Source organism: Chitinophaga rupis, assembly GCF_900109685.1.
Lineage (GTDB): Bacteria > Bacteroidota > Bacteroidia > Chitinophagales > Chitinophagaceae > Chitinophaga > Chitinophaga rupis.
Window position 1 is genome coordinate 269771 of record NZ_FOBB01000005.1, and the last position, 15336, is coordinate 285106.

At 47.7% G+C, this 15336-nt stretch carries 13 protein-coding genes; 7 read left to right on the forward strand and 6 right to left on the reverse strand.

From position 1 onward, the window contains the following. Positions 1-117 precede the first annotated feature (117 nt). Entirely contained in the window at positions 118-915 is a 798-nt protein-coding gene (locus BMZ54_RS20590; protein ID WP_089916561.1) for a glycosyltransferase family 2 protein, read from the forward strand. Here the strand turns inward: BMZ54_RS20590 and BMZ54_RS20595 are convergent. Beyond that, complete coding sequence (locus BMZ54_RS20595) at positions 912-2027, reverse strand: glycosyltransferase family 2 protein (protein ID WP_089916566.1); 1116 nt, start codon at positions 2025-2027, stop codon at positions 912-914. The genes BMZ54_RS20590 and BMZ54_RS20595 overlap by 4 nt on opposite strands. A 42-nt stretch (positions 2028-2069) precedes the next feature. Between BMZ54_RS20595 and BMZ54_RS20600 the strand changes: the two genes are divergently transcribed. Further along, a complete protein-coding gene (locus tag BMZ54_RS20600; RefSeq protein ID WP_089916572.1) occupies positions 2070-3038 on the forward strand; it encodes a glycosyltransferase family protein in 969 nt (322 codons plus the stop codon). Position 3039: 1 nt separating this feature from the next. On the opposite strand, the gene BMZ54_RS20605 is transcribed toward BMZ54_RS20600, so the two are convergent. Beyond that, positions 3040-3804, reverse strand: coding sequence for a glycosyltransferase family 2 protein (locus tag BMZ54_RS20605; RefSeq protein ID WP_089916575.1), 765 nt, complete (start codon positions 3802-3804; stop codon positions 3040-3042). A gap of 64 nt (positions 3805-3868) precedes the next feature. Here BMZ54_RS20605 and BMZ54_RS20610 point away from each other — a divergent pair, with 64 nt between their 5' ends. From BMZ54_RS20610 to BMZ54_RS20625, 4 genes are all read left to right on the forward strand, one after another. Beyond that, positions 3869-4819 (forward strand): nucleotide-diphospho-sugar transferase, encoded by a 951-nt coding sequence (locus tag BMZ54_RS20610; RefSeq protein WP_089916577.1) that lies wholly within the window; start codon positions 3869-3871, stop codon positions 4817-4819. 127 nt (positions 4820-4946) lie between these two features. Beyond that, positions 4947-5285: a PadR family transcriptional regulator gene (locus BMZ54_RS20615; protein ID WP_089916580.1), complete on the forward strand. Its 339-nt coding sequence runs from the start codon at positions 4947-4949 to the stop codon at positions 5283-5285. Further along, positions 5282-7960: an ABC transporter permease gene (locus BMZ54_RS20620; RefSeq protein WP_202909315.1), complete on the forward strand. Its 2679-nt coding sequence runs from the start codon at positions 5282-5284 to the stop codon at positions 7958-7960. The genes BMZ54_RS20615 and BMZ54_RS20620 overlap by 4 nt, the downstream gene beginning before the upstream one ends. Positions 7961-8025: 65 nt before the next feature. Continuing rightward, entirely contained in the window at positions 8026-9741 is a 1716-nt protein-coding gene (locus BMZ54_RS20625; RefSeq protein WP_089916584.1) for a leucine-rich repeat domain-containing protein, read from the forward strand. A gap of 19 nt (positions 9742-9760) precedes the next feature. Here the strand turns inward: BMZ54_RS20625 and BMZ54_RS20630 are convergent, their stop codons facing one another. Both BMZ54_RS20630 and BMZ54_RS20635 read right to left on the reverse strand, forming a co-directional pair. Further along, positions 9761-10507 carry an SDR family NAD(P)-dependent oxidoreductase gene (locus BMZ54_RS20630; protein WP_089916587.1) on the reverse strand — a complete coding sequence of 249 codons (747 nt, stop codon included), beginning with the start codon at positions 10505-10507 and terminating at the stop codon, positions 9761-9763. Position 10508: 1 nt separating this feature from the next. Then, positions 10509-10913 (reverse strand): (R)-mandelonitrile lyase, encoded by a 405-nt coding sequence (locus BMZ54_RS20635; RefSeq protein ID WP_089916590.1) that lies wholly within the window; start codon positions 10911-10913, stop codon positions 10509-10511. Between the two features lie 191 nt (positions 10914-11104). Here BMZ54_RS20635 and BMZ54_RS20640 point away from each other — a divergent pair, with 191 nt between their 5' ends. Beyond that, positions 11105-12169, forward strand: a complete 1065-nt coding sequence (locus tag BMZ54_RS20640) for a serine hydrolase domain-containing protein (protein ID WP_089916593.1) — start codon at positions 11105-11107, stop codon at positions 12167-12169. Positions 12170-12173: 4 nt separating this feature from the next. On the opposite strand, the gene BMZ54_RS20645 is transcribed toward BMZ54_RS20640, so the two are convergent. Together BMZ54_RS20645 and BMZ54_RS20650 are read right to left on the reverse strand one after the other, a co-directional pair. Beyond that, on the reverse strand, positions 12174-13748 hold the full coding sequence (locus BMZ54_RS20645; RefSeq protein ID WP_089916595.1) for a hypothetical protein: 1575 nt from the start codon (positions 13746-13748) through the stop codon (positions 12174-12176). Positions 13749-13794: 46 nt separating this feature from the next. Then, on the reverse strand, positions 13795-15261 hold the full coding sequence (locus BMZ54_RS20650; protein WP_089916599.1) for an aminotransferase-like domain-containing protein: 1467 nt from the start codon (positions 15259-15261) through the stop codon (positions 13795-13797). Positions 15262-15336: the final 75 nt, after the last annotated feature.

Below are 15336 nucleotides of genomic sequence, written 5' to 3' on the forward strand. Positions count from 1 at the left end.
CAGTGCGGATGATAAAACATCCGCTGTATTGTAAGCATAAACTTGAATGCCAATGCTATTCTATAAAAACCTTATGACCGTTAAAAATTTCTTTATTGAACACAAACCGCAAGCAGGATGGTGAAACAGAACTTTTCAGTTGGGATCTTAATTGCTACATATAACTGGCCGGAGGCGCTGGAAATAATTTTCCTGAGCCTGTTACAGCAAACGTATCTGCCGGATGAAATACTGATCGCAGACGACGGATCAAGGGAGGAAACAGAACAGCTGATCAATAAATACCGCAAGATCCTGAACATTCCCTTAAAACATGCCTGGCATGAAGACCGCGGTTTCCGCAAAGGGATTATTCTGAACAAAGCGGTAAAACAATCGGAAGCAGATTATATCATTGAAATTGATGGCGACATTGTAATGCATCCGCGCTTTATCGAAGACCATGTGAAGCAGGCAGAAAGAGGGCATTTTGTACAGGGCGCCCGCGCCATGATAGGAGAGGCCACCACCAAACACATTCTGCAAACCAAAAGCACCAGGCTGGGTTTCTTTACCAAAGGCCTTCAGAACCGCTTTAACGCATTACGCTTACCCGCTTTATCCTTTATAGTAAAAGCAAACCCCTACAGCTCAGATAATACCAAAGCCTGTAACCTGGCTTTCTGGCGTGAGGATTTTATAGCGATCAACGGGTATAATAACCTGTTCTTTGGCTGGGGATCGGAAGACTGTGAGTTTGCAGCGCGCCTTATACATGCAGGTGTACATAAAAAGCGTTTAAAGCTGGCTGCCGTATGCTTTCACCTGCATCATGAATACCATAACAAATCACAGATCACGGTGAATGAGCGCCGCTATAGTGAAACGCTTACAACCAGGCTGGTGTGCTGCTTAAATGGCTACGCGGAAGTTTAAACGAAGTGTCTTAAAATATAAATAACCAGCAGCGGGTACAACACCCACTTTACCATTTTATAAGTATTAGAGCGGTAGAAGTACACCTTGTTTATGATGCCATTATCATGAAACCGCTCCCCGATCTTTCCAAACCTTAAACGGGAAAGCTTTCCCCACAAAAGCCCCGTCTCATACACTATCCTGAGGGTAATTACATACATTAATATCTGCACATTGCCGGTACCGGACCTTTTTATGGTTTGTATAAGGCTGGCAATGATCTCAATGAGTATAACGCCCGCCATAAAAACCAGCAAAGCGCCTACCCACATGGGTTTCAGCAGGCCTGTTATTGCCAGCGCCAGTAGTGAAAGCAACAACGTTTCCGGCGTGTTGGGGAAATCATAATAGGCATATTGCGGGTTCAGATCGCCCAGCCAGCTGTTGCCTACACCATAAAAAAAGGGCTTGCGGTAATTCGGTTGCTCATTATTCCACCAGGGATGTTGTACTGCAGCCTGGGGTAGCGTTTTATAATTACGGTATTGGTTACGCTCACGTATTTTTAAGAAAAAATCCACTTCCTCACCGCCGCCGGTTTTAGGTATTTTACCGGTGAACTGGATGTTGTCTGCAGCGCTGCGTTTGATCATCATATTGGCAGTGGCGCCCCAGGCAAAAGAAGCTTTTTTGCCGGCAATGGAAAATATATCCAGCGATCCGCTAACGGTGAGCGCTTTGGTAAAAGCCGTAGTTGGTTTGGGTAAATTCACCAGGCCAATAAATCCAATTTCATCCGGATATTGTACCGCTGCACGCGCATAGGTTTCCAGCAGATCATCCGGTACTAACACATCATCATCCAGGAACAGTATCCAGTCGCCATTGCCCGCATTCATGCCGTTGTTGCGGGTTAAGCCGGAGCCCAGGTTCTCCGGGTTAACGGACAGGAATACGTTCTCATGATCTACCAGCGATTGTATTGCAGGTGACGGAACAAGAGAGGGATTATCTGCTACCAGGTAAAATTTTATATTTACATTCGCAGGCTTTCGTAGGCGGAGCATTGGCAGAATATACTTTTCGTCCAGGCGAAAAGATGGTATAACAACGTCAATACTTAGGTTCATGCATTCATTTCGAACAATAAAGATAAATACATTTCATTAATTATGCAGGTTGCTTTCACCATATGCTCCAACAATTACCTGGCACAGGCTAAAGTGTTGTGGTTGTCCTTAAAAGAACATCAGCCGGATGAGTCTTTTTTTATTTTTTTATGTGATGAGAAAAGGCCGGAGATCGACTACAGCAGCCTGGCAGATGAAGTGATCCCTATAGCGGACATCGAACCGGGTATCCAGGAGCTGGCCTTACGGTATAATATAGTGGAGCTGAATACCTGCGTAAAACCACATGTTATTGAATACCTGTTCCGGGAGAGAAAGATGGAGAAGGTGTTGTACCTGGACCCGGATATTTGTGTATATAGCCCGCTCACACATTTATATACCATACTGGATACGGAGGATATTTTACTTACGCCGCACATTTATACACCTATACCTATTGATGGTAAAAAACCGGCAGAACATACTTTCCTCAACTACGGCATCTATAACCTGGGGTTTATTGGCGTAAGCAACCGGGAAGAGGCGCACCGCTTCATAAGCTGGTGGAAGGAGCATACCTATAAGGAAGGATACATTGCAGCAGAGCAGGGCATTTTTGTGGACCAGCTGCCGGTGAACCATGCGCCGCTGTTCTTTAAAAATGTGCACATCCTGCAGAACAGGGGGGCTAATATGGCGCCCTGGAACCTACATGAAAGGCACCTGGTCCGGCAGGCCGGTAAATATGTGGTGAATGAAAAAGAGGCATTAATGTTCTATCACTTCAGCTCCTTTGCGGTAGATAAGAACGAGCTGCCCCTGCACCACTACGACCGCTTTAAGCTGGCCGCCCGCCCGGACCTGCAGACCCTGCACGCGGAATATAACGACGCGCTGAAAATGGCAGGATATACTTTTTACCAGCAGTTTGAAAGCAGCTATTCAGTGATGCGTAAGGCCTATCTGAAACAACAGAAAAAGGCGCAACGGCCGGTGCGTAAAATATTGAAGAAGTTCTTCCCGGGTTAGGTTATGCGTCCCAGTAGCCGCCTTCGCCCTGCAGCTTTTGTTTATAGCGTTTGTATAGCATTCTTATATACAGCAGCCAGCCCATATTACGGCGTATCAGCTGCAGTTTATCCTGTTTGAACAGCACGTCATTTCCCCCGGCAGAAAAGCCGGTCATATCATACCGTGCAATGGTAATGGGATGGTAAACTTTTTTAAACGTGTTATCGCCCCACACCTGTATGTTCAGCGCATAATCTGCAAAAACACGGTAGCGCAGGTCATAGGTATATTGGTGGAATACGGTGATGGGATAAATAATAGCCTGGTGGTTCATACCATGTTTGGCCAGCCGGTACCGGCTGAATTTACCGGTAAGCAGCAGGGGAGTAGTGCCGCTGTTGCCATAATACGGCTCGCTGTCGCCGTAATATACGGTGCGCTCATCTTTCAGCTGCGCGGCCAGTTGGCTGAAAGCCGGCAGCAGCCGGTCATCTGCACCCAGAAAATACACCCATTTTCCCTTAGCCTTTTGTACGCCTTTGTTCAGTGCATCATAAATGCCCGCATCAGGCCCGCTGGTCCAGGATAAGTTTAGCTTATGTTCAAATGTTTTTAAGATGGCAAGGGTATCATCGGTGCTGCCGCCATCTGTTACGATCACTTCAATATTTGCGGTTTGTGCGGCAATGGAGCTAAGACAATCCTGCAGATGCTTTCCGGCATTAAAGGTGGCAATAATAATACTGATCAGAATATTCCCCGGTGTATCCGCTTTCTGCTGCATGTGGTTGTACTGAATTGTTTGCTAAATTATAAAAAATTAGATTTGTCGCATAAAAGAAAGTCGCATGTCCAGCTATAAGGTGCAGTCCGCAGTTTTGATGCTCATTTTTAAACGGCCCGATACCACGCAACAGGTTTTTGACCAGGTAAAAGCAGTTAGGCCGGACCGGCTGTATGTAGCTGCAGACGGGCCACGGGAAGGCCACCCTACAGATGCTGCCTTATGCGCGCAAACCAGGGATATTATTAAACAGGTGGACTGGCCCTGTACGGTACGTACCCTGTTCCGCGATCAGAACCTGGGCAGTATGCAGGCCCCTGCATCCGGTATCACCTGGTTCTTTGAGCAGGAGGAGGAAGGTATTATCCTGGAAGATGATTGTTTGCCTAACACCAGCTTCTTTTATTTTTGCGATGCCATGCTGGAAAAATACCGCCATGATACCCGCATGTTTGTAGTTACCGGCACCAACTCGCAGGATGGACAAACATGGGGCCCTGCCAGCTATTATTTTTCCCGCCATAGCAGCATATGGGGCTGGGCCAGCTGGCGCCGGGTATGGCAGCAATATGATGTGGACCTCCGCGCTTATAAGCAGGAAGATGTAAAACCGCAGCTGCAGAAAATATTCAATGATCCTTTCCTGGTAGATATATGGGTGAACATTTTTGAAACCGTACAGCAGCACCGCGTACAGGCCTGGGACCATCAGCTGCAGCTGATCACCCTTTTTGAGAACGGCTTATGCATTACCCCTAATGTAAACCTGATCAGCAACATTGGTTTCCGGGAAGATGCTACGCACACCTTTAGTAAAGACAGCCATAACGCCAACAGGCCAACGCAGCAGCTTACCAACATCATACACCCCACCTATATAATGCCTGAAACAGATGCGGATTATTATTTCATGAACCGTGAGTTTGACCTGGCATCTAAATGGAGAAGGTATAATAAGCCTAAGCGGCGGTTTAAGAGATGGGTGAGGAGCTGGTTGTCCGGTGCTGGACAATAATGTTCATTTGCGGACACTCATTAACTTGTTTTATAGCATAAAGAGGCCGTTTCCTTAATAGGAACGGCCTCTTTAATTAGTTGGCACCTGATTTGTTCGACAAAATAGAAACTAATAACCTGAACTTATGCGGCGAACGTATTTAGGTGAATTTGAAGAAGTGGTTTTACTGATGGTGGCCATCCTGGACGGAGAGGGCTACGGCGTTACAGTTAGCCAGGCGCTGGAAGAGCATACCGGACGTACCGTTACATTCGGTACGGTTCATAACACCCTGATCCGGCTGGAAGAGAAGGGCTTTGTGCAATCAGAACTGGGCGGGGCAACGGCCGAACGCGGTGGACGGCGTAAACGGCTGTTCCGCATTACAGCGCTGGGAAGTCAGGCATTGCAGGAAATTCAGCAGCTTCGTCAAAATCTCTGGCAGTTATTACCACCTCACACTTTCCGGCTTAGTGGCATATGAGATCACCTGTTCAACCACCCCGCTGGGCCCACTGGCTACTAACCTGGCTGCATCCTGACAATACGTTGGAGGAGGTAGAAGGTGATCTGCATGAGCTCTATACACACTGGTATAATAGTTCGGGCAAAACCCAGGCTACACTGCGTTACCTGCTGAACGTAGTGTCGGTGCTGCCACCGTTTGTGCGCAGAAGAAAAACAAATAAACAACAACCGGAATACCGGACCACCTCTAGCTTAAACTCCATCATGATTCGGAATTATCTAAAAATTGCGTTTCGGAATCTGAAGCGGCAAAAAATTTCAACCAGCATTAATATCGTTGGTTTAGCCATCGGACTGGCTACCTGTATACTGATCATGCTGTATGTGCAGGATGAGCTATCCTACGATCGCTATAATGAGAAAGCGGACCGGATCTTCCGGGTCGCGCTCAGGTTGCGGTTAAACGGTAAGGATGTTGGTGGGCCCGTGTTAGGCGCCAACGCCGGCCGGGACTTACAACAGGAATTTCCGGAAGTATTAAAAACAACGCGGATCCGGAATCAGGGAAGTGAGTTTGTTAATTACGGAACAACCTCATTTAAACAGGATAACCTGCTTGCCGCCGACTCAGCTTTTTTTGAGGTGTTCTCCATTCCGTTCCTGAAAGGGGATCCGAAGCGGGCACTTACAGAGCCAAACACGTTGGTATTAACTGAGGGAACCGCCCGGAAATACTTCGGCAACCAGGATCCTATCGGGAAGGTCTTGTTATTTGGCAGTGATAAAACACCTTACCGGATTACGGGCGTGGTCAGAAATGTACCGGAAAACTCTCATTTCCGGTTCGATATGCTGACTTCATTAGCCGGTTATGATGAGCAGCATATAGGCTGGACCTATAGCATGAACTTTTACACCTATGTGCTGCTGCCGGAGAAATACGATTACAAAAAGTTCGAGGCTAAAATTTCCCGGCTCGCTGAAAAACAGATTGGGGGCGAATTACAGCAGTTTCTACAACTCAGCCCGAAACAGTTTCGGGAAAAGGGTGATGATTTCGGGATCTTTCTTCAACCACTCACCAGTATTCATTTGTATTCCCCGTTCGGAGGGACGGAGTTAAGACCAGGGGGAAATATTCTATACGTATACGTGTTTGCGGCCATTGCTGTTTTTATGTTGCTGATAGCCTGTGTGAACTTTATGAACCTGTCAACGGCTACGGCTGTACGGCGTTCACGCGAGGTAGGAATACGTAAAGTGCTGGGGTCCGTAAAAGCACAATTGCAGCAACAGTTCCTGATTGAATCAGTGCTGCTGGCAATGGTGGCACTGCTGGTTGGATTGCTGGTTGTAGGCCTGGCGTTGCCCTTCTTTAATCAGTTGACAGGCAAGACCCTTACCATCAGTTTATTGATCAATCCATTTGTATTAGCTGGTTTAGTAGCGGGTACGGTGCTGGTGGGGCTGTTGGCTGGTAGTTACCCTGCTTTTTACCTGTCGGCCTTTAAACCGGTTGCAGTGTTGAAAGGAGGGGGTACCGCCGGACGCAGAAGCTTTAGCCTGCGGAATGGTTTGGTGGTGTTTCAATTTTTTATCACTATTTCAATGATCATTGCCACTGTTACGGCCGACCGGCAATTACGTTACATGAGAGCGCAGAAAGTTGGCTTTGATCGTGAACAGGTGCTGGTTATTCATGATACGCACATGCTGCGCAATAACGAATCCGTATTCCGCAATCAGATCATTCAATCTCCGCAAGTCATCACGGGAAGTATTTCAGGGCAGGTACCTGTTGGAAATACAAATCTTGATAACACCGCCGTAATGTCAAAGGAAAACCCCGATAAAGGTGTCATGAGCCGGTTCTATTATGTGGATGATGCGTATATTCCTACACTGGGGATGCAGGTGGTACTGGGGCGTAATTTTTCAAAAAGTTTTCCTACCGATTCCTTCGCTGTTATTCTGAATGAAACGGCTGTACGGGCTTTAGGCTGGCAACAGGATCCTATAGGAAGAGAGCTGATCGGCCACATTGATGATAACGGTGCGAAAACATATTACCGGGTTATTGGTGTTGTAAGCGACTTTCATTTTGAATCCTTGCGGCAGAAGATCGGGCCTTTAGTCATGTTCCTGGGCAGGAACTCAGGCAATATCCTGGTCAAAACCCATACGGATAAGCTGCCGCAGTTCCTCGCTTCATTGAAGCGGCAGTGGGAATCATTTTCGCCCGCAGCACCTTTTTCTTATTCATTTTTAGATGACCGGTTTGCGCAGGTTTATGTCAGCGAGCAAAAAATAGAACAGGTATTAACCCTCTTCTCAAGCCTGACCATCTTCATTGCCTGTTTAGGATTATTCGGATTGGCTACCTACACCGCTGAACAACGTACCAAGGAGATCGGTGTGCGAAAAGTGCTGGGTGCATCCGTTGGCAGTGTGGTGGCTTTACTCTCCAAAGACTTTCTTAAGCTCATCCTGATAGCGCTGTTGCTGGCTACGCCTATTGCCTGGTGGGGGATGGATCAATGGCTGAATGAATTTGCCTATAAGGTTACCATTGACTGGTGGATCTTTGCGCTGGCAGGATTGCTGGCAATCGGGATTGCCTTGCTGACAGTGAGCTTTCAGAGTATTAAAGCCGCGTTAACGGATCCCGTGAAGAGTTTGCGCAGTCAATAGTGGAGAGGATAGTATAAATTATTTTTTATCCATTTTCGTCTTATCTTAAATTCCCATAATCTCTTATGACATTTAAACTGGCCGCTTTCCTGCTCCCGCTCTTTTTCTTCCTTTCACACATCGCCCTTGGCCAGGACTGGCGGTATGTCAAAGAGAAAAAAGTATACCACAGCCTGGAAGAAGCCCTGAACAATAAAGACGATGTATATAACCTGCTGTTGCTCCAAAGGGTTAACCGCGAAAAGCTGCATCTCATCGGAGAAATGAAGCACATACAGTACCTGGGGCTGCCGGAAGCGGATCTTGATTCATTACCTGCTTCGATCTTTTCCCTTCCCAATATTCGAACGCTCAATCTATGCGGAAACAGATTCACAAAGATCCCGGAAGGAATCAGGCGCCTGAAGAAGCTGGAATACCTGGTGATGTATGATAATGAGATCAGGGAAATCCCTGCATGGATAGGGGAACTTACCAACCTGGAAACATTGATCCTTCCAAGAAATAAGATCGACAGCATCAGTCCGGGAATAGGCAGATTGTATAAATTATCTGACCTGAGTTTGGGGGAGAATATGATCCGGCATTTGCCGGCAACAATCGGGGAACTTCATTCTCTGCGTGAGCTTGGACTGCACCAAAATAAGCTCTCCCGGCTACCGGAAGAAATTAGCAGACTGAAAAAATTGGAGATACTGCATGTTAATAATAACCAGCTGAGCTGCTTTCCGGAAGAACTGGGTTGGTGTAGCAATCTGGAACTGATACAGGCCGGTTCAAATTTGCTTACCCATCTGCCGGTTTCTCTTTCCCGTCTGAACAACTTGAAAACGCTTGGGTTGGAGAACAATCCCTTCGATAGCATGACCGAAAATTTCATATTTCCTCCGCAACTGAAAAGCCTCAACCTGACAGGTAAAGCTATCCGGCAAATGCCCGCTTCCCTGCGGAACTGCAAAAGCCTCCAACATCTTGAAATCACGAAAACGGCTATCACTTTCCTTCCTCTTTGGCTGAATGAGTTGAAAGAACTAAATTGGCTCGTGCTCGATGATAATCGCCTTGTAGCTATTTCCGATCTGCAGGGACTACGCAAACTTAGGGTATTTCGTGTGTCAGGTAACCTGTTAGATACACTTCCGGGCAATATTCTCCTGCTGCCTGAACTGGAAACTGTAGATATCACTAATAATCCAATCAGACATTTCCCCGTGCAGATCAAGAATGCGCTGAAACTGACATACTTCAATATTCAAAGCACGGAAATCACCAACGCAGAATATAAGACATACAGAAAGTTTTTGGGCAAGAGCATGATCCTTCCCCATGACAAGATCATGTATTTTGAAGATGAGGACGGCCCTTGTTATATTGATTCCCTTACGAACACCAATGACGTATTTACACATATAGAGGTATACCCCTCCTTTATGAAAGGCACTGCAGCCTGGCACAATTTTGTGCGGAATAATCTTCATGAAGACAGTATTGCCGGAATGCAGGATTCTGTTGTGCTGAAATATATTATCCGGGAAGGCGGCGGCCTGGCCAACCTCCGGGTCCTTAACTATAAATTTGAACAGACGAGGAATGAAGCAATACGCTTAATGAAGCTGTCCTGTCCTTACTGGGTGCCTGCAAACATTAGCGGTAGGAAGGTTAGTCTATGGCGGCGCCAGGTTTTTGTTTTTGATGGACAGGGAATAAGGGTAATGGATCATCCTGAAGATCCCCAGACCGAGATGCGTTTTCTGTATGAAAGCTCTTTTATTGTAAGGTGAAAACATCGCAGATCATTACCTAATCAAACCTTACACCCGTAATTCCTTCACAAACTGAAAGAAATTGCTCCTGCACAGCACTATCCTTAGCCTCCGCTAAGTAATGCGCCTGCTTTTTATGATGGAAATACTCACCGCTTACAGTGGCTTCTGCATCGTCGCTCACGGCCAGCCAAACCTGCGTGGCAAAACCTTCTTTAAGGCTATCCGGCGCGCCTGCGCCACCCATCTTTGTTGGCACCCAGCCGGGATCCACTGCATTCGAGTATACGCCCGCCCATTTGCGGGCAACGGCCATAGACAATATCAGGTCATGCAGCTTGGTATCAGAGTAAGTAACAGGTGTAGCCGCTGAAAGATCATCCAGGTTTGGATTGCCATGTAAATGCATGCCGGAGCTCAGGTAAATGAGGCGTTCCGGTTTGTGCATCAAACAGGTGAGTATATAAGGCGCAAGGCTGTTTACAGCAAATACTAACGGCCAGCCATCAACGCTTTTGCCCGATACCCGGTACACACCGGCATTGTGGATCACTACATCAAAAGCGCCTGAAGTATTGGCTTTTGCAGCCAGCGCCCTGGTTTCCGCAATACTGGAAAGGTCTGCAATTAATACATCTTCTGCACCGGGTACTTTCTCTAATGCCTGTTTTCCCCGCTCTGTATTGCGTGCATGCAGCACTACCTGGTGCCCCAGATCTATCAATGACTTTGCAGCCAAATGCCCCAGCCCATCTGCTGAGCCGGTGATAAAGATCCTTGCCATATCAGGAGTTTTTGCCATTATACTGTTCATCCGTAACCTGCTCCATCCAATCCACCACTTTTCCGTTCAGGTTTTCCTGGATGGCAGTATGCGTCATGCCGGTAGTAGCGGTAGCCCCATGCCAGTGCTTTTCATTGGGTTCAAACCAAATTACGTCTCCCGGGTGTATAGTTTCAACCGGGCCGCCGTCACGCTGTACCCAGCCACAGCCGGCCGTTACTATAAGGGTTTGCCCCAGCGGATGCGTGTGCCAGGCTGTTCTAGCGCCCGGTTCAAAAGTCACACTGGCAGCTGCAGCTCGCCTGGCCTCATTAGCATCAAAGAGGGGATCTATCCGCACAGCCCCGGTAAACCAGTCTTCCGGCCCCTTGACGGAAGGCCGCGAACCTGTTCTTGTTATTTCCATTGCCTGTTCATTTAAGTCTTTCCAGCAAATTTCAATCCTGATAAACTAATGTGCAAAGTTACGGTTAGCGCATGCTTTACCGTTTGCGAATATCAAACTAATCATTAAGAATTTCAAACCAGCGTCTCGCGGAAGAAATTATTGCGCTAACATGATAAAATTATGTATTTTGTTACGGGGGAATAATAACTATGAAAACAACCAGCTTAGGACTTTGCATCCTTTTAAGCCTTTCTGTACTATCATGCAAAAAAAAGGATATCCCTCCGGTATCCGATCCGTCATTCAACTTCAGCGCAGTAGATAAAGTATTAAACGATTCCGTTCCGCTGCGGTTTGGTGGTAAGGCGTATATCCTCATCAACGTAAATGGTAAAACAGCCTATGCCAAAGGTTTTGGCGGTTATGATAGTAACACCCGGCAGCTCATAGCCTCCTGCTCCAAATGGCTCTCCGGCGCAGTGGTTATGCGTATGGTGGATGAGGGTAAGTTTAAGCTTAGTGATACTGTAGGCAAATACCTGCCTGTTTTTACTGCCTATGGTAAGGGCAAGATCACCCTGGCGCAGCTGTTCTCCCATACTTCCGGTTTCCCAGGTAATTCAGACCAGGGCTATGAATCCAATACATCGCTTACGCTGGAGCAAGCCGTGGACCTGATTGCGAAAAATGTACCGCTCATTAACCCGCCGGGTACTAAGTTCTATTATGGCGGCGTAGGTATGCAGGTAGCCGGGCGTGTATGCGAGGTAGTGAGTGGTAAAAAATGGGCGGCCTTGTTTGCAGAAAAAATAGCTACCCCGCTGGGCATGACCAATACGGATTTTGGCTTAACGACCAATCCCATTATTGCAGGCGGCGTACGCAGCACTCCCAACGACTATATGTTATTCCTGAATATGGTGCTGAACAAGGGCGTAGCTGCCAACGGTACCCGTATATTAAGCGAAGCAGCTGTAACTGCTATGGAGCAAAGCCAGATCGGCAGCGCCACGGTACAGTATTCACCTTACCCGCTCATATGGATCAACACTAATAACATATACGGCATTGGTAACTGGCGCGACCTGGTGGGCGCTAATGATGTATTGGTGGAAAGCAGCAGCCCCGGCGCCTTTGGCAGCCATCCCTGGATCAACTATGATAAAAAAGTGACTGGTTTTATCTTCACATTTGTAGCATCTGACGGGAATTTATCGCCAACTGTGCCTACCTGTTTAAAGGTGAGGAGCTTAGTGCGGGAGATTGTGCAGTAAACAACTATTCGTATATCAGGTCCATTGCCTCATCAACTTTGTCAAGTAAAGAGGTGGTGGTGCTTACATCATCCATCGCTGCTTCGTCTTCAGAATCTGTATCCAGGTCGGTTTCATGTGTCAGGTCATCATCATTAAAGGTACCGGACTTGCCTTCATAAAACCGCAGTTTGTTGATACGGCTATCCAGTATGGATTTTATTTCCAGCAGGTATTCTGTTACTTTATCTGCGTCAAAACCTAGCTGGTTCATGGAAGATTCAGATAACCAGGCAAAGCTGGTATTATCGCCTAATAATGCTTCCTGCTTTAATTTTGTATAATAGGCCTGGCAGGCAGTACAGGCCACTTTGGTGCCGCCAACTGCAACTATTATCTGGTCTGCCTGGTTCTTTAAGCTTTCCAGGATAGCTGATTCTGCATGAATATCCCGGCTGTTCGAGGGCACCCTTACCTGCACATTTTTCAGTTTTGTGTTACGCTCTTTTTTTACAAAGTGCCGGGCGCCTTTTCGCTGGCGGTTCTGCGGGCCGGTCTTTGTTTCCTTATGCGAGGAAACGGCCAGGGCTTTTGCCACGTTCTTTCTTAATTGCTTCCTGGAAATGGGTTGGCCGCTTCCGTCCTTTAAAACAAACTCGTCTTTTTTCTTAACTTTTTTATAATCGCTTAGCCTGCGGTTGTTGTCCAGCTTAAGCCGTTTTACATCTTCTGCTTTCCTTTTCTTAACATTTTCTTCCAGTGCAGCGGCTTTCCGTTTAATATGAAAAGGCCTTATCGTATCTGTATAACCCTTTTCCAGTGTTTTTTTACCTAATTGTTGCTGCAGCAATAGATTGGCTCCGCTGTTATTCCCGGAAATATGCACACTTAATCCCTGCGTATTCTGGTCTTCCACAATAGCGGTTTGTATTTCCGGTGTGCGTTTATTGGTGCTAAGCTCTTGTTTTGTGTATTCAAGCAGGGAGGTGCTGAAAAATGCCAGCCGGGAGTGCTCCCGGTCCAGCTTTACGCCTACTGCATCTGCCAGCTTGCTGATCTTTACCCGGATGTTGGCCGGTAAAGAGGTGAGCTTTTCAAAAAAAGCCTGCAGGGCCCCGCTGGCCTTTAGTATCTTATCATTGGCAATATCTACGCTATCATCCAGCTTTTGTTTCCGTTTCTGCCAGTTTATAGCAGCAGCGCTGGGCCCCCCGGTTGTGGTGGTAGCGCCGGTAGTTTTTTTAGGTGTGGTTTTTTTCGCTCGTTTAGGACCATCCAGCTCCGCTTCAAGCTCCTGCCAGCCTTGCTTTTTGCCTTTTATATAAGCTCTTATTTCGGGCGCGCGGGGCATATCGCTCCAGCCGTTAGGGTAACCTGATTTATCACTGTTAACCTTAACCCAGTCCCTTGCCTCCGATATAGTACGTTGTACCGGCGGGTTCGCATGAAAGGGTTGTACCGGACGTAAAGGGGATGTTACTGTTTGCGCAACAGGAGCTGTATTAAAGGAAACAGGTACTGCGGGCCTGCTTGCTCCTTTTACCGATGGAGTAATAAGGCGGCTATGCTTAGCTTCTATTTGAGGGATGGGTGTTCTCATGACGGTTACGGTTACTAATTTAACCTTTTTATTCTAATTCTGCATTTTACACCACCTTCTTCAATATCTCCACCACCTCGCTCAATTCTTTTTCATTCAGCGATGCAAAGCCCATGCGCAGCGCATTGTGGTTCACTGTACCGTAGCTATACGCGCTGCCGTCGCTCATAAACAGCCCTTTGGCCGATGCGCGGGCCGCAATGGCCGGTAGCGGATATTTTTTGTGAAACTGCGCCCATACGGCCATACCACCGGCCGGCCGCTGAAAAGTAACTATATCCGGCAGCTCCTGCTGCAGCAGTGTGCACAGGTGGTCGCGCCGCTCATGGTAAAGCTTTACGGATTTTTTCAGGTGCCGCTGCATATCCCCGTTCTTGAACAGCAGGGCCAGGGCCTCATCCAGCAGGTTATCGCCGCGTATATCGATCATCCTTCTCATCAGCGCAGCTTCGGTGATAAAGTTCTCCGGCGCCACCATATAACCCGCACGTATGAACGTAGCCAGCGTTTTGGTAAGGGAGCCTATGTATATCACATTGCCATCATGGTCGGCGCTGGCCAGGGGCAGTATAGGGCTGCCGCTGTAATGGAAATCATAGTCATAATCATCTTCTATCACCGGCAGCTGGTACTGGCGTATCAGCTCAAGCAGCTTCATACGCCGCTCTGCGCTTAAGGTTACAGTAGTAGGGTGGTGGTGGTGCGGTATAATATACAGCAGGTCCGGTTTTTTCTGTTTGCAGATGCGGGCAATAGCATCAATATCCAATCCGTTCTCGTCCAGCGGTATGCGTACCAGCTTAGCCCCGAATTGCTGGAAGATCATATCCGCCATAAAATAATTAGGCTGCCCCACCAGCACCGTGGATCCGGGTTTCAGTATCAGCCTGGCAGCAACATAAATAGCCATTTGTGCGCCATGGGTAAGCAGCACATTATTAGGGCCAATGTTCAGGCCCCGTGTTTCTGTTAAGAACTGGGTCAGCTCATTACGCAGGCTCACCGGGCCGGCCATGTTGCCATAGGTGGCATAACGTTTTATTCCCGGGCTGTGGAACAGGCTCCGGTATTCCCGCATCAGCAGGTCTATAGGCCCTATACGGTGGTCCGGGAAGCCGTCATTGATCACCAGGCGGTGCTCGCCGGAGCGCCCGGCAGTTGCAGGATAGGCGCCTATCTTATTAAAGGTAAAACCGGTATTACCTGCATAGGCAGGTATTTTAGCCGCCGCTTTAAAGGTGCGCGGTTTTATTTCCGGCAGGCGCTGGGATACGATCACGCCCTTGCGGGGAATGGTCTCTATCCAGTCCTGTGTAAACAGCTCCTGGTAGGCAGCAATAATAGTTTTACGGTGCACTTGCAGCAGCAGGGCCATTTCCCGGCTGCCGGGCAGCGCTGCGCCGGGTTTAATAACCCCCTCGCGGATCAGGCCTACCAGGCCATTGGCAATCTGCTGGTACACCGGCATAGCCGATTCTTTATTAATAGGAAGCAGGGTGGAGAATGGAAGCATCTGGACTACCTGGTTTGTTATAGCTGGACTATAAAGATAGCCCAATGAGGCGATACTTTTGTTAAGTCAATTTCA